This window comes from Enterocloster aldenensis (genome assembly GCF_003434055.1).
GTDB lineage: Bacteria > Bacillota > Clostridia > Lachnospirales > Lachnospiraceae > Enterocloster > Enterocloster aldenensis.
The window spans coordinates 1,319,849-1,338,802 of record NZ_QVEX01000001.1 but is presented as its reverse complement, the minus strand read 5'-3'; the positions used below and the strand labels follow the sequence as shown (position 1 = coordinate 1,338,802).

At 51.3% G+C, this 18,954-nt stretch carries 13 protein-coding genes and 2 pseudogenes; 9 read left to right on the top strand and 6 right to left on the bottom strand.

Features of this window, described 5'->3' with window-relative positions; translation table 11 throughout:
* Positions 1 to 30 precede the first annotated feature (30 nt).
* A complete protein-coding gene (locus DWX59_RS06265) occupies positions 31 to 1,992 on the bottom strand; it encodes a methyl-accepting chemotaxis protein (RefSeq protein WP_117557065.1) in 1,962 nt (653 codons plus the stop codon).
* 161 nt (positions 1,993 to 2,153) lie between these two features.
* On the opposite strand from DWX59_RS06265, the gene DWX59_RS06260 reads away from it, so the two are divergent.
* From DWX59_RS06260 to DWX59_RS06235, 6 genes are all read left to right on the top strand, one after another.
* Entirely contained in the window at positions 2,154 to 3,080 is a 927-nt protein-coding gene (locus DWX59_RS06260) for a sugar phosphate nucleotidyltransferase (protein WP_117557063.1), read from the top strand.
* A complete protein-coding gene (locus DWX59_RS30250; protein WP_409337921.1) occupies positions 3,077 to 3,421 on the top strand; it encodes a DUF6783 domain-containing protein in 345 nt (114 codons plus the stop codon). Before DWX59_RS06260 ends, DWX59_RS30250 begins: the two co-directional genes overlap by 4 nt.
* Positions 3,422 to 3,454: 33 nt before the next feature.
* Complete coding sequence (gene yyaC, locus DWX59_RS06250; RefSeq protein ID WP_008720258.1) at positions 3,455 to 4,054, top strand: spore protease YyaC; 600 nt, start codon at positions 3,455 to 3,457, stop codon at positions 4,052 to 4,054.
* A 59-nt stretch (positions 4,055 to 4,113) separates the two neighbouring features.
* Positions 4,114 to 5,607, top strand: a complete 1,494-nt coding sequence (locus DWX59_RS06245; RefSeq protein ID WP_117557061.1) for a LysM peptidoglycan-binding domain-containing protein — start codon at positions 4,114 to 4,116, stop codon at positions 5,605 to 5,607.
* Positions 5,608 to 5,704: 97 nt separating this feature from the next.
* Positions 5,705 to 6,994 carry a DUF5711 family protein gene (locus DWX59_RS06240; protein WP_117557059.1) on the top strand — a complete coding sequence of 430 codons (1,290 nt, stop codon included), beginning with the start codon at positions 5,705 to 5,707 and terminating at the stop codon, positions 6,992 to 6,994.
* 34 nt (positions 6,995 to 7,028) lie between these two features.
* Positions 7,029 to 7,973, top strand: a complete 945-nt coding sequence (locus DWX59_RS06235) for an ROK family glucokinase (RefSeq protein ID WP_117557057.1) — start codon at positions 7,029 to 7,031, stop codon at positions 7,971 to 7,973.
* Between the two features lie 205 nt (positions 7,974 to 8,178).
* On the opposite strand, the gene DWX59_RS06230 is transcribed toward DWX59_RS06235, so the two are convergent.
* From DWX59_RS06230 to DWX59_RS30245, 5 genes and pseudogenes are all read right to left on the bottom strand, one after another.
* The gene (locus tag DWX59_RS06230) at positions 8,179 to 9,219 is read right to left on the bottom strand and encodes a hypothetical protein (RefSeq protein ID WP_117557055.1); all 1,041 of its coding nucleotides are present in this window, start codon (positions 9,217 to 9,219) and stop codon (positions 8,179 to 8,181) included.
* A gap of 180 nt (positions 9,220 to 9,399) precedes the next feature.
* A complete protein-coding gene (locus DWX59_RS06225) occupies positions 9,400 to 10,806 on the bottom strand; it encodes a sensor histidine kinase (protein ID WP_117557307.1) in 1,407 nt (468 codons plus the stop codon).
* Positions 10,807 to 10,810: 4 nt separating this feature from the next.
* Entirely contained in the window at positions 10,811 to 11,518 is a 708-nt protein-coding gene (locus tag DWX59_RS06220) for a response regulator transcription factor (protein WP_117557053.1), read from the bottom strand.
* A 47-nt stretch (positions 11,519 to 11,565) separates the two neighbouring features.
* Positions 11,566 to 13,650, bottom strand: a pseudogene (locus DWX59_RS06215) (endonuclease MutS2); the annotation flags it as partial.
* A gap of 201 nt (positions 13,651 to 13,851) precedes the next feature.
* Positions 13,852 to 14,178, bottom strand: a pseudogene (locus DWX59_RS30245) (endonuclease MutS2); the annotation flags it as partial.
* Positions 14,179 to 14,368: 190 nt separating this feature from the next.
* On the opposite strand from DWX59_RS30245, the gene DWX59_RS06210 reads away from it, so the two are divergent.
* From DWX59_RS06210 to rlmD, 3 genes are all read left to right on the top strand, one after another.
* Positions 14,369 to 15,709: a S1C family serine protease gene (locus DWX59_RS06210; protein WP_117557043.1), complete on the top strand. Its 1,341-nt coding sequence runs from the start codon at positions 14,369 to 14,371 to the stop codon at positions 15,707 to 15,709.
* 92 nt (positions 15,710 to 15,801) lie between these two features.
* Positions 15,802 to 16,761 carry a 3'-5' exoribonuclease YhaM family protein gene (locus DWX59_RS06205; RefSeq protein ID WP_117557041.1) on the top strand — a complete coding sequence of 320 codons (960 nt, stop codon included), beginning with the start codon at positions 15,802 to 15,804 and terminating at the stop codon, positions 16,759 to 16,761.
* Positions 16,762 to 17,213: 452 nt separating this feature from the next.
* On the top strand, positions 17,214 to 18,740 hold the full coding sequence (gene rlmD / locus DWX59_RS06200; RefSeq protein WP_117557039.1) for a 23S rRNA (uracil(1939)-C(5))-methyltransferase RlmD: 1,527 nt from the start codon (positions 17,214 to 17,216) through the stop codon (positions 18,738 to 18,740).
* The last annotated feature ends 214 nt before the right edge of the window (positions 18,741 to 18,954 follow it).

Sequence of the window (18,954 nt, the reverse complement as noted above, 5' to 3'; positions counted from 1 at the left end):
AAGTTTTGTATTATCGCTTTGATTGTCCTATCATATATCTGGTGATTTTAACTTAAACCTCCCCACCAAATCCTTAAGGATCTGGGCCTGGGCGCTTAACTCCTCGCTGGCTGCAGCGCTCTCCTGTGCGGTGGCGGAGTTTGTCTGGACAACGGCTGATATCTGGTCAATGCCCTCTGTTACCTGGGCAATGCTCCGGGCCTGCTGTTCTGCGGCGCTGTGTATTTCCTGGACATCATCGGACACTATCCTGGACTCCGTGACAACGGACAACAGGGACTGAGCGGTTTCATCAGCTATCCTGGCCCCGTCCTTTACTGCCTGTATGGATTCCTCAATCATGCCGGTTGTGTCGTTGGCGGCTTCCGCGCTCTTTCCTGCCAGACTGCGGACTTCGTCTGCAACCACTGCAAATCCTTTTCCTGCTTCTCCGGCCCGGGCAGCTTCAACAGCTGCGTTCAGCGCCAATATGTTTGTCTGGAATGCAATATCCTCAATGGTCTTAATTATTTTTCCTATTTCGCCGGAGGACTTGTTGATGTTTTCCATGGCCCGTATCATCTGCTCCATCTCTGCCTTGCTTTGATCCATGCGGAGACTGTTTTCCTCTGTCTTGGCGCTGGCGCCTGCGGCCTTTTGGGCGGTATTGCCCACATGGGCCGATATCTCATTGACAGTGGCGGCCAGTTCTTCTATGGAGCTGGCCTGCTCGGTGGCTCCCTGGGATAATGCCTGGGCGCCGCTGGAAACCTGGTCTGCGCCGCTGGAAACCTGGTCCGCCGCCGTACTGATTTGGGACAGGGTATGGTTAAGGGATTGGGTGATGTTGGTGATGGAATCCTGTATGGGCTGGAAATCACCTTTATAATTTTTATGAAAGTCAATGCAGAAATTCCCCTGTGACAATTCCCCAAGCTGAAGGGTGATATCGGTTATGATATCCCTTAAATCTAAAACAGTCTGGCTCAGCGAGCTGGATAAAAGACCGGTTTCATCCTTATTGGCAGATATGCTGATCTCTGACTTTAGGTCCCCCTCCGCAAGCTTTCTGAGCCGCTCCGCCGTTGCCTTGATTGGATTGGCAATGGAAGTGGACAGACGTATGGCCAGGACGGAGGCGGCAATCAGGGCGGCGAGCATGATAAAAGCCGTGATGAACAGGGACTGGCGTGTTCCTCCCATAAAATCGCTTTGCACGATTGCGATATCAATGCTCCATCCATTGGTACCCGGCACAGGCGCGTATGCCATCATTTTCTCCTGCCCGGCATAGTAATAATCAGCAAATCCGGTATTCCCCTGAGTCATGCTGTACTCAATTGCGGCCAGGCGCTCCAGTTTGGAATCGGATTTAGCTTCTTTTTGTGTATTATATTTTTGCAGCACAAGATTATAATCCGCAAAGCCGATGGTGTCGCCTGATTTGTTCAGCACGGCGGCGTTGCCGGTTCCGACATGGATGGTGGATACCAGGTCAGACAGGAAGGACGCGCTCTTTCCGGCGATGATGGCGCCCTGGAATACATTGTTGCGCATGACAGGAGCTGCAAACAGAACCAGCATATCTTCAGATCCGTCTAACCGGACCGGGTCGCTGATAAAAGGACTGCCGGTTGTTTTTGCATGCTGGAAAGCCTCCAGGCCGGACATGTTTTCCCTTGTCTCCAGGCTGATGCCGCTGGCATCGGTCATGATGATAAGGTCAAAACCGCTGTTATCCCTCAGGCTGTGGAGCTGGTCTATTTTACTGTCCCGGTCAATGTCGCCCCATAATACGGAATTATATGCGAATTCCTTTACGAGGTTCATCTGCGCTTTCATCTCAGCAGAAACCTGGTTGGCGGCAATCACTACGGCTTCCTGCAGCGTCTGCTGCAGCGTGCTGACCGTACTTTGGTAGTTCATTACGCTGGCCGCGCCTCCGGTGATGAGAAGCGACACAGTGGTAATCAGTATGATGCTTGATAGTATTTTTGCCCGGATTGTTTTCATGGCCTATATTACCTCCCCTTATAATAAATACATGATGTACTTATATAATCGTCATATTCCTGAAAATCCTAATATAAGTAAGGGGGGTTTTTTATTTCTTTTGCCTTTTGAGGCCATTTGTGCTATAGTGTAACCAGTTTATATCAAAGGAGAAATGTGCAATGAAAGACACTGCATTGGTAATCATGGCGGCTGGGATTGGAAGCCGTTTTGGAGGAGGAATCAAGCAGCTGGAACCAGTGGGGCCAGGCGGGGAGATCATCATGGATTATTCTATCCATGATGCCATGGAAGCAGGTTTTAACAAGGTTATTTTCATCATCAGGAAGGACCTGGAAAAGGATTTTAAGGAAGTAATCGGTAACAGGATAGAAAAGCTTCTTCCTGTGGAATACGCTTATCAGGAGCTGGATGCACTTCCGGCCGGATATGAGGTGACGCCCGGGCGCACAAAGCCATGGGGGACGGGGCTGGCCGTTCTTATGGTCAAGGGCCTGGTGGACGGACCGTTCCTTGTCATTAACGCAGATGACTATTATGGCAGGGAAGCCTTTAAGAAAATCCACGATTACATGGTAAATACCATGGATGCGGATTCCGATGTATATGACCTGTGCATGGGAGGTTTCGTGCTCTCCAACACCCTCAGTGACAATGGGGCGGTTACCAGGGGCGTATGCCAGGTGGATGATGACGGTATCCTTAAGACGGTCAACGAAACCTATAATATCAGAATGACGGAAAATGGGCTTCTGGCAACCGATGAACAGGGCAATCCTGTCACTGTCAGCCCGGACCAGCCGGTTTCCATGAACATGTGGGGAATCCCGGCCGGGTTCCTGGATGAGCTGGAAGCCGGATTCCCTGAATTCCTGGACAATCTGAAGCAGGGGGATATTAAATCAGAATATCTTCTGCCCAGAATCATTGACAGCCTGGTACAGTCAAAGCGCGCAAGGGTCACGGTCCTTGGCACACCGGACAAGTGGTTCGGAGTCACCTACAAAGAGGACAAACAGGCCGTGGTGGACGCTGTCAGGGCGCTGATTGACGCAGGCGTGTACAAAGAGAAGCTTTACAGCGAATGAGTAAAATAAGATATGGTATTGTGAAAACGCAGTCATCCCGGGCTGCGTTTTTTTGTTGGGCGCGCGGATACTGTCAATCCGTGTGCCCCTTTTTCATGCATAAATTCAAAAGCCCAAGCCTATACTATAAAAACAGCCTTTATCAGCCAATGCATGCCAGAGCCTGTTTGAAAATTCATTCCCGCCGTCTGCACGCCCCACTTCGCGGTATATTTGGCCCCGATTCAGTCAGCGTAGTTCGCTACGCCTCCATCATCGGGACCAAATCTCCCACAAAGTGGGACGCACAGCCAACGGAAAGCAGTTTTCAAACACGCTCTAGCATGCGCGGCAGGGCCTGACATTTTAATAAATTTCGGGTGGACAACTTGGATATGAGATTATGGAAGACATTTAACATACAAAAAAGGGAAGGCATTGCCTATTATAATACGCAGTCAGAGTTTGAGACAGAACAGTTTGCACTGCATTTAAACCGGCTGATCTGCGAGGAAATGACAGCAACGGGCAAGGACGGGGTCATGTTCCTGTGTATTGGCACGGACCGCTCCACCGGGGACAGCCTGGGCCCGCTCATTGGGCATAAGCTGCGCGGCAGGCGTCTGGCGGGGGCCGCGGTCATCGGTACCCTGGATAAGCCGGTACATGCCATGAACCTGGACCTTTATGCCAGGTATATAAAGCTTCATTATCCGGATTACGTGGTGGTGGCCATCGATGCATCGGTGGGCAGCCCGGACCATGTGGGTTATGCCACCCTGGGACGCGGGGCGCTGCAGCCAGGACTTGGGGTATCCAAGAACCTGGAGGCGGTGGGGGATATTTCCATCACAGGAATCGTGGGCGGGGCGGGAAGCCGCGACCCGGTCATGCTTCAAAGCGTGCGGCTGTCCATTGTCATGAAGATGGCGGACTGCATCTGTGAAGGAATCTGCCTTGTCGAACGATTATGGGACAATGCCGCCATAATATGACAGAATCTGCATATGGAATCTGCTATGCTTGTACAGATTAAAGACAGCGGGGTGATTCTATGGGAGAATTATATGAACCCTTTCCAAAGCTGCCGAAAAATATTCGGCAGATTGGAGAACGGGACCAGGTTTTAAAGTTATATTTAGAAGATTATGTAAATACGTACTTAAGACGCCTCCAGCCGGCCAAGGGGGCTGATCTGCGTGTGGGTCTGCTCCTTGGAAGCAGGGAGACCCATGAGGACACGCCCTATGTATTTGTGGATGGCGCCCTGGAAATGGATTCCGTTACCGAGGAAGGCGAAAAGGTGGTATTTTCCGAGGATGCCTGGAAAAAGGCATATCAGGATGTGGAGCAGATGTTCCCCAAACGGACGGTGCAGGGATGGTTCCTGTGCGGCGGGCCGGGCTGCACCTTAAGTCCCCTGACATACTGGAAACAGCACAGCCAGTACTTCACAGGCAAAAACCAGCTGATGTATCTCAACTGCGGCCTGGAGGGGGAAGAGGCGGTTTACATAACATCCTCAGATGGATTTTATAAGCTGAGGGGATACAGTGTCTACTACGAACGCAATCAGATGATGCAGGATTATATGATCCTGCGCAAGGACGTGCCCAGGGCAGAGGCGGAAGTTGACGATAAAGTAATACGCGATTTCAAGCAGCGGATGGACGAGCGTAAAAATGAAGCAGGACGCCACAGGAGCACGGTGGGGGTCCTGTCCGGAATCTGCAGCGTCCTGGCTGTCACGGTCCTGGCCGGCGGGGTCGCCATGTTCAACAACTATCAGAAAATGCACCAGATGGAGAGCGTCATTGCCTCCGTGATGCCGGAAGGAAGTGTAAAACAGGGCCTGCTTGCATCCGCCGGAAAGGGGTCCGGGAAAACGGAAGACTCCTCCGGAAAAGGCTGGTCCCCGGTGGACGAGCCGGACTATGTGATTGAAGAAGCCGCAGGCAAGGTTTATCCAACCACGGCGCCGTCGGCTGAAAACCACAAAGAGCAATCGTCCCAGGTAACGCCGGAGACCATGCCGCCTGCTGAAAGCAGCGCGCGCCATGAGGGTGAAGGACAGGCAGGAACAGCGGGCCAGGGAGGCCAGGCAGGCCAGTCAGCGGGACAGGCAGGCCAACCGTCCTCTGACAAAACCAGCCAGGACGCGGATAAAGCCTCAGGACAGGGTAACAGCCAGTCAGAGGGACAGTCCAAAGGCCAGGCAGACCAGTCCTCAGACCAGTCAACAGCCCCATCCGCAGCCCAGAATTCCTCGTCGCCCACCGGTGAAGGGACGACCAAGGCATCTAAGGAAACAGAACCATCGTCCAAGGAAGGGGCAACGCCGCCAGCCACCGGCGCCCGCGAGGATGCCTCATCCCAGACCGTTTCAGCGGTTAATTATAGCGTTTATACGGTGGAAGAGGGAGAGACATTATATGGTATCTGTTTTAAGCTGTATCATGACCTGAAGCATATTGACGAAATCTGCCGGGTCAATGCATTGACAGACGAGAACAGTATCTTTGCAGGACAGAAGCTCCTTGTACCGTAGAAGAAAGTCCGGCTTCCGGAAAAAATTAATGCGTTTTACCCAGAATTGTTGTATACTATTGCATAGATGCAAAAGAGGATTGTTGGGAGAACGTAAGATGGGCAGTACCAATTCAATGAGCCGTGAAAATAAAAAGAAGCAGCTGAAGCGTCAGATTGTCCCTTCGAATAACCAGTATCATGAGGAAGAAGACAGCCGGGATATTGTCCATAAAGCCCATAAACGGGTGGTAAGGAAGCGGCTGACCATATTTCTGGTACTGGTTATTCTTGCGGCTGTGGTGGCCTTAGTGCTGCTCAGGTATGACCGTTATCACCAGTTTACGGATTATCAGGTCATATGGGAAAAGAACCTGATAAGTGAAGCCCAGGAAGCAGCTGTCCAGGGAGAGGGAAGCTTCTGTGGGTACATGGATTTTGGTGACGGTGTGCTTAAGTATACCAAGGACGGGGCGTCATATCTGGATGCACAGGGAAAGGTGGTCTGGGTACAGAGCTATGAGATGAAGACACCTATGGTATCCATTAACGGCGAGTACGCTGCAATCGGGGACCAGCAGGGCAACAGCATTTACATATGTAATAAGAGCGGACCGGTGGGAAAGGCCACCACGCTCCTGCCGATCCTGCGTGTGACGGTGTCGGCCAAGGGCATGGTGGCAGCCCTGCAGGAAGACTCCAAGGCCAGCTACATTTACTTCTATAAAAAGGACGGCAGTTCCCTTGATATCAATGTGAAGTCCCTGCTTTCCGGGGACGGATATCCGGTGGACTTAAGCCTGTCCCCCAACGGTACCCAGTTAATCACTTCCTATATGTATCTGGACCAGGGAATCCTCAAGTGCAAGATTGTTTTCTACAACTTCGGATTGGGAAAAAATGACCCCAGGAGGGTGGTGGGGATTTTCTTCCCCCAGGATCTGGATGATGCCATGGCGGGAAGGGTCAGGTTCCTGGATGAAAGCCATGCCGTCATATTTACGAATAAGGGCATCCAGCTTTTCTCCACCAGGGTGGAAACCTCGCCGGAGTCCGTGACCCAGATTCCCATAACAGAGGAAATCCGCAGCATCGCATATACAGAAGACCATATGGGAGTTGTGACGGATAATGTGGAAGGGCAGGACCCGTACAGACTGAAGATTTATGACAAAGAAGGCGGCCTTGTGTTTGAGAGGACATTTAATTACCAGTACACTGGATTTGATATAGACGGAGGCCTGGTGTTATTGTATAATGATAGTTCCTGTAAGGTATTTAATATGACAGGAACAGAGAAATATAACGGGACATTTGATTTTACGGTCAACAAGGTGTCGGCAGGCAGGTTCCCTGGGACACTTCTTGTGATGGGACCGCAGATGATGATGGAAATCAAGCTGCAATAGCAGTATGAATATAAGTGGAAAGGAAGTATATACCATGGGGATGAAGTGTATCGGAGTTGACGTTGGAGGCACATCTGTAAAGATCGGGCTGTTTGAAGTGACCGGAGAACTGCTTGAAAAGTGGGAGGTAAAAACCCGCAAGGAAGATGGCGGAAGCCATATCCTGCCTGACGTGGCAGACTCCATCAGGGAAAAGATGGCGGCAAAGGGCATTGACCTCAAAAAGGACCTGGCAGGCGTGGGCTTAGGCGTACCGGGACCGGTGCTTCCAGGCGGATACGTGGAGGTATGCGTCAACCTGGGATGGCATAACCTGAATCCCCAGGAGGAACTAAGCCGTCTGTTAGACGGGATTCCTGTTAAGAGCGGCAATGACGCCAATGTGGCTGCCCTTGGAGAGATGTGGCAGGGCGGAGGCAAGGGATATAAAGACCTGGTAATGGTGACCCTTGGAACCGGCGTTGGCGGCGGCGTAATCCTTAATGAGAAAATCATTGCCGGAAGGCATGGGCTTGGCGGTGAGATTGGCCATATCCACGTACGTGACGAGGAGTGGGAGCACTGCAACTGCGGCGGCGTGGGATGCGTGGAGCAGATCTGTTCCGCTACCGGTATTGCCAGGGAGGCCAGGCGGAAAATGGCTGCCGGTGATAAGCCGTCTGCCCTGAGGAAATACGGCGAGTCAGTGACAGCAAAGAATGTGCTGGACGCTGCCAAGGACGGGGATGAGCTGGCTCTGGAGGTAATGGACGTAGTGGGCCGCTACCTGGGTCTGGCCCTGTCCATGGTGGTGATGACTGTGGATCCGGAGATATTTGTGATTGGCGGCGGCGTTTCCAAGGCAGGGCAGTTCCTGATAGACGTTGTACAGAAGCACTATGACCACTTCACCCCTATTTCCAAGTATAAAGGTAAGCTGGGCCTGGCAACCCTGGGCAATGATGCCGGGATTTATGGCGCGGCAAGGCTGCTGCTGTAGTGAGATGGATGCCCCTTTCAGGGGGGGCTGATTCAAAAAAGTAATTATAAAAGCTCTGCCATTGGCTGGTAATCAGTAAATACCAGTTGATGACAGAGCTTTTTGGTAATTATATGAATATCATATATTGCGTGCCAGATCTATGAATCAATCATGCCAATCCTATGGATCATGCCAGACCTATGAATTATGTCAATCCTATGAATCATGCTCCGGGCACCCATGCTCCGGATGCATCCACCCAGCAGTTATCCGGTGTCCGCGTATTGGCGTACATGGCGCCGGTTGCAGGGTCAAGGTAATAGGACTTGCCGTCAAGCTCAATCCATCCAGTTGCCATATAGCCCTCGGCATCAAAGTAGTACCACTGGCCATTGATATCCTTCCAGGCTGAGATGGGGCAGGAACCATCCGGATTGCGCCACCACCATCTGATGCCGTCGGCCGCCTGCTGCCAGCTGCCGCCGTCAGGCGCAGAGGCCTGAGGGGTATTGCCCATGGCGGTGATGTCAGCTTCATTGACAGCCCAGGCATTGGATGTGGACCAGCTGCTCTTGGCACTGTTGCTGGATTTGACGGAGCGCACCTTGAAGCGGTAGGTTCCGGGGGATGTAATCTGGTCCGCAAAGTTATAGGAAGTATCATAGATATCTTTCATATCCCCTGTGTCTGAGCCGTCCTTCATCAGCTGTACCTGATAGTACTTGGAGGATGAAACCGGATTCCATGACCCCATACCGTTGCGGGCGTCATCCCAGCTAAGGCCGGCAGGGGCTGTTGCGGAACTTATATCAGCGTCCTTATCAAATATAAGCTGGATGGTCAGGATAAGGGTGGCGTTGCTGTCCTTGCGCTTTGCATCCACGATTTTAATCTTATCAAAACGGTACTTGCTGGAGGAACCAAGAGTCAGCTTGAAGCTGCTGGACGAAGTGCTTGAAAAATAATATTCCTCTTCATCCTCTACCCCAAGGACAATATCAATCTCAGGCGGATTGGACCTGGTCCAGGTATCGCCGTTATCATTGGTCACTTCCCAGGAGTCTACATAGTAACGGTCCGTATTATCGCCGGTGGGAGTCACCTCCACGTCCCCTCCCTCCCGTCCGGTCCGTATATCGGAGTCAATGGTGAGGCTGATCTTGCCCACCTTTGTTTTGCTTGCCGCCATGGCCATTGGTGCCATTGATGAGGAAAGCAGGGATGCAATCAGAAGCGCGCCGGCTGCTTTTTTCCATGTAATCATATCTTCCTGTCCTTTCTTTTTATTCGATTCCTTTTGACTCAATGCTTTTTAACTCAATGCTTCTTAAATTCAATGCTTTTTAAATTCAATGCTTCTTAACTCGATGAATGTCTCCTATTCCTGATACATATTCCTAATTATAACTATATCACGATCCGGAAGGAAATGTCTTACAATATTTTAAAGGTTTGTGGAACGGGGAAGGGAGAAGATGAATTCGGTCCCAACGCCTTCCGTACTGACCACATCAATATTCTCTCCATGGGACTGGATGATTTCCTTTACAATGGAAAGTCCAAGTCCTGTGCCCTTCTTATCCTTGCCCCTGGAAAGGTCTGTCTTATAAAAACGTTCCCAGATTTTTTTCTGGCTGTCTTTGGGGATTCCGATTCCCGTGTCCTTGACCGAGACAAATATTTTCTCATACCGTCCCGATGCCTGGATATAGATGGTGGAGTTGTGGTGGCTGAACTTGATGGCATTGTCAATCAGGTTGTACAGGACCTGCTGGATCTTGCCAAGGTCTGCGTAAACCATCTGGATGCTGTCAGAGAACGTCAGGTCAAAGCTGATGTTCTTGGCATCACATGTGCCTTCAAAGGAAGCAACCGTATCCTTGATGACCCGGTTGATATCAAAATTCGTCCTGGACAGGTATCCCTTGGCGTCCAGGGAGTTGAGGGTGAGCATGCTTTCCGTCAGCTTGTGGAGCCGCTTTGTCTCGGAAATGACCCTGGACAGGTACTTTTCGTACATATCCTCAGGTATGGTTCCGTCCAGGATGGCTTCCAGATAGCCTTTGATGGAGGTCAGGGGCGACCGGAAATCATGGGATACATTGGCAATGAAGTTTTTCTGGTACTCCTCCATCTTATTCAGTTCGTCCGACATATAGTTCAGCGTATCGGCCAGATAACCCACCTCGTCATGGGTTTTTACATTAATCCTGTATTCCAGGTTGCCTGCCGCGTATTCGTTGGCGCCAACGGTGATTTTGCGCAGGGGCAGGTAAACGGTCTGGGTAAATACCAGAAGGATGATCAGCGAGAGGGCAAACACAATGGCGGACGTGATATAAAGTATGTTCAGGATATCATTCTGGGACTGGGTAATCTGGCTCAATGGAAGATGGATCAGAACATAACCGTAGGTATTGTAATTCCCGGTAATGGGTGCGGAAACGCTGAGGACATTTTCATTAAACAGTCCGTAAAACCTGCCTGTGGTATAGGAACGGTTCCCCATGGCCGCAGGGTCGAAATTGCTGATGTCTGTCTGGACCCTTAAGCCGCCCTGGCTGTCCATGACAATGGTGCCCTGACGGTTGACCACCCATATCTCAGCTTTCAGATACTTGGAAAGGGCGCGTATCTGGGAGGTGACCTCCTCGGAATCCATGCGTTTACCCTGGTACATGGTGCTGCAGGAGGATGCTATGATATTGGCTTCATCGTACATGGCATCCGCCTGGTATCTGACCAGATAGTCACGGGTCATTTTCGAAGAAAACGTGGCAATGGTGATGAAACCCAGAAGTCCAAATATCAGGTATCCCAGTATGAATTTGGAATATAAGGAACGGGTCATCATCTTACCTCTTTACTTCAAATTTGTAGCCAATCCCCCACACTGTGGTGATGGCCCAATTGGTGTGGTCCTTGATTTTTTCACGGAGACGTTTGATATGTACGTCCACGGTGCGTGTATCGCCAATGTACTCATAGCCCCAGATATGGTCCAGAAGCTGTTCCCTGGTAAATACCTGGTTGGGGGATGACGCCAGGAAATAGAGGAGCTCCAGCTCCTTTGGCGGCATTTCCACGGAGTGGCCATTGTAAATGACTGAATAATTGGTCAGGTTTACGATTAAATCAGGATACTCCACGTATTCGCCCTGCTGTGTGCTGGAGGGCGCCGGTGCGGGAACTGCCTGATAGCGGCGCAGCACTGCCTTTACGCGGGCCACCAGCTCCTTGGAATCAAAGGGCTTGATCATATAGTCGTCAGCGCCCAGTTCCAGGCCAAGGACCTTATCGAAAATCTCGCCCTTGGCTGAAAGCATGATGACGGGTACCTGGGAGCCGGAGCGCAGTTCCCGGCAGACCTGATATCCATCCATGCCGGGCAGCATCAGGTCCAGGAGAACCAGGTTGGGCTTGAACTCAGGGAATACCCTGAGTGCTTCCTCGCCGTCTCCTACAATCATTGTTTCATAACACTCTTTCATCAGGTAGAGGGAGATTAATTCTGCAATATTTGCATCATCATCCACAATCAGGATTCTCTGCTTCTCTGCCATGTTCCATTCCTCCTATAGCTGTTGTTGGTTGTATGTGCGGGCCGTAATTATTTGAACGTGACAACGGTCACACCTGAATCGCCTTCGCCAAACTGGCCCAGACGGAATTCCTTTACATATTTAAGCTGGCGCAGACGTTTGTGCACCGCGTTTTTAAGGGCCCCGGTACCCCGTCCGTGAACCACCCGCACGCTTGGCAGATGGGCCAGATATGCGTCGTCCAGATACTTCTCCATCACAGGAAGAGCCTCATCCACGGTCATACCGATCAGGTTCACTTCGGTTGAGATGGTGGAGGATTTGGATACCTTTATCTGGCTGCTGCCGCTGCCCTTGCCCTTGGCAGGAGCCTTGCCTCCGTAGCTGATGGAGGAACCGTCGCCCAGGGTGGCGCTTATCTCTTTTTCATCCAGAAGCTCCAGGTCCTTGATGTTCACCAGGGAGCGGAGGATACCCATCTGGACGTAGAGGTCGCCCTTTGCATTGGGCAGGGTGCTGACCGTGCCCTTTAAGTTCATGGACAGCACTTTCACGCCATCGCCGATTTTTAACTTCTTTGGCGAGATGGGCTGGCTTGGGCCCTTGGCCTTTACCGCCAGTTTATCGTCCGCTTTTTTAAGCTGGTCACGCAGCCTGGAGCGCTGTTCTTCCAGTTCCTTGTTAAGGCCTGCCCCTGCCGCCAGTTTGTTAATCTGCTTGATGGTCTGGTCCGCTGTCTCCTTGGCTTCCCTGAGAATCCGCTGGGCCTCCTCGGCGGCGTTGCGGATGACCTTGTCCTTGCGCTCATCCAGCCGCTCTTCCTTTTGGGTAAGCCTGGATTTAAGCTTGGCAACCTCATCTTTATAGGCGTTGATTTCAGCCTGTTCCTTCTCAATGGTGAGACGGCTTGATTCCAGACTGGCCAGCAGGTCCTCAAAGGATACGTCCTTGGCTTCCAGATGGTTTTTGGCTTCATCGATGATATAGTCAGGAAGCCCCAGCTTCTTGGAAATAGCAAAGGCGTTGCTTTTGCCGGGAACGCCGATGAGCAGCCGGTAAGTGGGCTGCAGGGTCTCCACGTTAAATTCACAGCAGGCATTCTCCACGCCGGGCGTGGTAAGCGCAAATACCTTCAGTTCGCTGTAGTGGGTGGTAGCCATGGTGCGGCACTTCATGTTGTGGAGGAAGGTGAGGATGGCGATGGCCAGGGCCGCGCCTTCCGTGGGATCTGTCCCGGCTCCCAGTTCATCAAACAGGCAGAGGGAGTGGGAATCAGCTTCATTTAAAATACGGACCGTGTTGGTCATATGGGCGGAGAATGTGCTGAGGCTCTGCTCAATGCTCTGTTCATCTCCAATATCAGCAAATACCTCATCAAATACCGCCAGTTCCGATCCTTCCCAGGCCGGGATGTGAAGACCTGACTGGCCCATGAGGGTGAAGAGCCCAACTGTTTTCAGGGAAACGGTCTTGCCGCCCGTATTGGGGCCTGTCACAATCAGCAGATCGAAGTCCCTGCCCAGCCATATATTGATGGGGACCGCTGTCTGCGGGTTTAAAAGGGGGTGGCGTCCGTCCTTGATATGGATATATCCCCTGTCATTGAACACAGGCGCGCTGCACTTGTAGTGGCGTGCCAGCCCGGCCTTTGCAAAGATGAAATCCAGCTGTGCCAGCAGTTCCTGGTTCATCCGGAGTTCTTCGCAGTAAGGGGCGGCCTGGTTGCTCAAGGATGCAAGGACAGCCTCAATTTCCTTCTGCTCCTGTATCTCCAGTTCGCGGATCTCATTGTTCAGCTTTACAATAGCCATGGGTTCTATGAACAGGGTGGAACCGGTAGAGGACTGGTCGTGGACCATGCCGGACACCTGGTTTTTGTATTCTGACTTGACAGGAAGGCAGTAACGCCCGTCCCTCATGGTGATAACCGCATCCTGAAGATAGGAACGGTTAGAATTGAGAATGGAATTCAGCTGCGTATGGATACGGTCCGCAGCCACCTTCATGGAGCGCCGTACATGGGACAATCCCGGGCTGGCATCATCTGCAATCTCATCTTCGGAGAGGATACAGCGCTTAATCTCGTTGTTCAGCGGGGTTAGGGGCTCAAGACCGGCAAACAAAGGCTCCAGGGAGTCATAATCATCATCCGGGCCATCGCTGTCCGGGATGTTGGCGCCGTTCATCCGGGCGGCTGTGTTCCTGGCAGATGCCATATCCCGGCCGCTGTCCCGATTGCCGCCTGCGGTGTTCCGGCTGCCTGCTCCACAGCCGCCTGCTGTGTTCCGGCCGCCGGCCCCACTGCCGCCTGCGGTGTTCCGGCCGCCGGCCCCGGTCCTTGTATCCCCCTGGGGTTCGTGCCGTCCATAGGCCTTGGCCCTGGCAGCGGCCGTAAGGCTGGAACTGATGGCAAGCAGTTCATGGATGCCCAGTGAACTTCCAATCTCCAGACGTTTTAAAGAATCCCCGATATCCCTTACACCGGAAAATGACGTAGTGCCCTTGAAACGGACCCTTGTCACCGCATCCGTGGTCTGGGCCTGCCATGTGCGGATTTCCTCAAGGTCGGAGGATGGGTTAAGGCTGCGGCACAGTTCCTTGCCCAACGGGGACGCCGCATATTCAGTTAACTGGTTGATTATCTTATCGTATTCTAACGTTTTTAATGCTTTCTGATTCATTGATTTCACCTGTGTTTTACGTAAAAATGCTGGATTAATAAGGGCCTTTTTCCAAAAGGCGACATTTAAATTATACCATAAAAAATGATATTTACTATCTTTTTTACTATCTTTTCATATATAAAATCTTGCATAATAACTGGAAGAAACGTATAATAGAGAATAAGATTCTTCGCAAGGGAGGAGCACCATGGCGGATAAACGTGCAGATCAGCATCCGAATAAGAACCAGCAGGACCGTGGGCCGGACAAGTCCCACCGGTTTATCAACGAGAAAATCGTCCGTCAGCCCATGTCCCGCCGCCAGATTGCCAGGAAGATCCTTCTGACTGTTTTTTGTGCCGTGCTGTTTGGAGTGCTGTCAGCCATCTGCTTTGTGGTCAGCCGCCCGGTAGCGGAGCGTTTCCTGGGGCAGGAGACACCTGAGGAGAGCAGCCAGTTTACCATTCCCAAAGACAATCCTGAGACGACCCAGGCCACCATGTCCGTACCCTCCACGGAAGTTCCTGCACAGACAGAACCAGTGGACGTACTGGTCCGCAGCGCAATCGAGAAGTACAATTATTCCGTAGATGACCTGAATAAATTATACGGTAACCTGCGCGCCATTGCGGTGGACGCGGATGACAGCCTTGTGGTAGTCCATTCCATACAGCATGAAAAGGACTGGTTTGACAATCCCATTGAGACCTCAGGACAGTTTTCCGGCATCATAATTGCCAGGACGCGTTCTGAAATCCTGATACTGACGCCGGAGGAAGCGGTTGAAGCCGCAGACTCCATTGAGGTGGCGTTTCCCGACAACACCATGATGGCGGGAACCGTGAAGCAGAGCGATACCATTACAGGACTGTCCGTGGTAAGTGTGGATGCGGCCAAGATGGACAGCGAACAGTTCAAGAAGGTGGAAGCCATTGAACTGGGGAATTCCTATGGGGTGAAGCAGGGAGACATCGTGATTGCGGTGGGTGCTCCGGCGGGGATTGTACACTCCAGTGATTACGGCAATATTTCCTATGTGGTGCGCAACGTGCAGACCGTGGACGGCAACTCCAGGATTTTTTATACGGATGCCAACGGGGATGCGGGCGCAGGAACATTTTTACTGAACATCTCAGGAGAACTGATTGGCTGGGTCACTGACAAATATGGCGAGGACGGGGTCTGCAAGATGACCACCGTGGTGGCCATATCAGACTACAAGGGAATCCTGGAACGGCTGAGCAACGGAATCCCGGCCCCGTATTTTGGGATTAAGGGGCAGGAGGTGAGCCCTGCCATGGAAGAAAGCGGAATGCCTCACGGCATATATGTTACTGCCACTGTTACGGACAGCCCTGCTTACAATGCAGGCATACAGGCAGGGGATATCATTACCTGGATGAATGGGGAACAGGTGGGTAACATGAAGGATTTCCAGAACCTGGTGGAAAAACTCCATTCCGGTGACAAAATCAAGGTGGCAATCCTTCGCAGCGGAAAAGATGAGTACAAAGAAATTGAGTTTTCAGTAACAATCGGAGCCAGGTAGTTCATAACGCCTGGCTGCGTTATTGTAATGAGCATCGTAAACAGAATATGAAGTTTATGTGCCAACATATTAGAAAGATGAGGAAGTAAAGGATGAAATACATCGACACCTTCAGGGAAGGCATGCACATTGCGGATGTGTACCTGTGCAAAAACAAGCAGATTGCAATGACCAAGAATGGAAAGGAATACGGCAATCTGGTACTTCAGGATAAGACAGGAACCATAGACGCCAAAATCTGGGATTTGGGTTCACCTGGGGTAGGTGACTTTGAGACCATGGATTATGTGCATGTGGAAGCGGACATCACGCTGTTCCAGAATTCCAACCAGATGAATATCCGCCGCATACGCAGGGCGCAGGAAGGTGAATACGTGGAGGCAGACTACCTGCCGGTATCCAAGAAGAATATCAAGGAAATGTACGAGGAACTTCTTGGCTGCATAGGAACCGTGAAGAATCCATATCTTCAGAAGCTGTTAAGCATTTATTTTGTGGACAGCCCGGCATTTGCAAAGGCATTCCAGTTCCACTCCGCTGCCAAGAGCGTCCACCACGGTTTTGTGGGCGGGCTTCTGGAGCATACGCTGAGCGTTGCAAAGATGTGTGATTACTATTCATCCTGTTATCCGCAGCTTAACAGGGATTTACTGCTGACAGCAGCCATTTTCCATGATATTGGCAAGACCAAGGAACTGTCACGTTTCCCGGAGAATGACTATACGGACGACGGCCAGCTGTTAGGGCATATCATAATCGGCACAGAGATGGTGGGCAAAGGCATACGCGCCATTCCGGGATTCCCGGAAGTTCTGGCCGTGGAATTAAAACACTGCATCCTGGCCCACCACGGGGAGCTTGAATACGGTTCGCCCAAAAAGCCGGCGCTGTTGGAAGCGCTGGCACTGAACTTTGCCGACAATACGGATGCAAAGATGGAGACCATGATTGAGGCGCTGAACGCCGGCAATCCGGGTTCTGATAATAAGGGATGGCTGGGTTATAACCGGCTGCTGGAGACAAACATCAGAAAGACTTCGGAATCCGTGTAACGGGTTTGGGGTGTTATAAAAAACACGGCCCGGCGGGGCTGTCCGGTTGATGATTGTGAGATGACATATAAAGGCTGAAAACTTATGAGGCAGATGGTATGGACGGAAGGATATATCGGTGCGCGGAGGTTTTCAGCCTTTTTGGATGTGGGGATTTTTGGGCGAGTTGGGGAGTGGGAGTAGTGTGGAGAATGGGGGTAGTGTGGTTAGTGGGAGCTGCGTAGGGAATGGGGGTATCATGGGGAGTGGGAGTAGTGTGGGGAGTGGGCGCTGTGTAGGGAATGGGGGGTATCGTGGGGAGTGGGAGTAGTGTGGGGAGTGGGCGCTGTGTAGGGAATGGGAGTATCGTGGAGATGGTGGAGCGTGGAGATTGGGAATAATGTAAGGATTGGATATAACATAGGGAATTGTGTAGGGATTGTGAATAATAGTAAGGACAGGAGAACTTGATAATGGAGAAAAATCAGGAATTTACCGTGACAATAGAAGACATGAATGAAGATGGAGCCGGCGTGGGAAAGCTTGCCGGTTACATCTGGTTTATTAAGGATACAGTCATTGGCGATGTGGTACGGGCAAAAGCCATGAAAATGAAGAAGTCCTATGGATTTGCACGGCTTATGGAGGTGCTGGAGCCTTCCGCTGGCCGTGTGGAACCGTCCTGTCCGGTGGCCCGCCAGTGCGGGGGCTGTCAGCTTCAGGCCATGAGCTACGAAGAGCAGCTGCGTTTTAAGGAGAATAAGGTCCTGAATAACCTAATGCGGATTGGGAAGTTCAAACGGGATGAGATTCAAATGCTTCCGATTATGGGAATGGAGAATCCCTGGAGGTACCGCAATAAAGCCCAGTTCCCATTTGGGCGGAATAAAGATGGGGAGATTATTGCGGGATTTTATGCCGGAAGGACCCATGATATCATTGGAAATGATGACTGCCTTCTGGGAGTGGAAGAAAACCAGGAGATACTGGGAATCATCAAAGGATTTATGGAGGAAAACGGGCTGGAGCCTTATGACGAGTATGCCCACAAAGGACTTGTGAGACATGTCCTGATCCGGAAGGGATTTAAGACCGGGGAACTGATGGTGTGCCTTGTGATAAATGGGAGGTCGTTGGGGAAAAAAGCTGGGGACAGACGGAAGGATAGATGGGAGGACTGCATGGAAGGCGGTCTGGAGGACTGTCGGGAGGAACGTATGGAAGGCAGCCAGGAGGACTGTCGGGAGGAGCGTATGGAAGGCGGTCTGGAGGACTGTTGGGAGAAAGGTACGGCAGACAGCCTGGCAGGGCGTTTGGTGGAAAGACTGTGCCAGGTCAATGGGATGACCAGCATTTCTTATAGTGTTAATATGGAAAAGACAAATGTAATTATGGGTAAGAAGATTGTCAATCTGTATGGGCCGGGATATATTGCGGATTATATCGGGGATGTGCAGTATCAGATTTCCCCGCTGTCTTTCTATCAGGTCAATCCGGTGCAGACTGAGAAATTATATGGGACAGCCCTTGAATACGCGGACTTAAGCGGCAATGAGACGGTTTGGGACTTATACTGCGGGATAGGGACGATTTCCCTGTTCTTAGCACAGAAAGCTAAGAAAGTTTATGGAGTGGAGATTGTTCCCCAGGCCATTGAGGATGCACGCAGGAATGCGGCGCTGAATGGAATGGATAATGTGGAATTCTTTGTTGGTAAGGCAGAGGAAGTGCTGCCTGAACAGTACGAAAAGAACCAGGTACATGCGGATGTGATTGTGGTGGATCCTCCCAGGAAAGGTTGCGACAAGGTCTGTCTGGATACAATCCTTAAGATGCGGCCTGAGAAGGTTGTATATGTGAGCTGCGATTCCGCTACGCTGGCCCGGGACTTGCGGTATCTGGCGGATGGGGGGTATGTGGTTGGGAAGGTTAGGGGGTGCGATATGTTTCCTGGGACGGTGCATGTTGAAACCGCCGTGCTTCTCGTGCGGAAACCTTGATTCCAGGCGGGGGTGCGGGATTTTTAGCGGGAAATGGAGTTGTGTTTTTACGGAAGGTGAGATGGATAAGTTTCCGCTGATAAGGGGACGGGGATAACGCCGGAAAGTTCAAAAATAAGGGCTTTATTGGACAAAAAATACAATCCGACAAAACTCGTACTATTTGGGAAAAGTGAATATTATGGGGCAAAAGTTGAGATAATTCGATTAACAT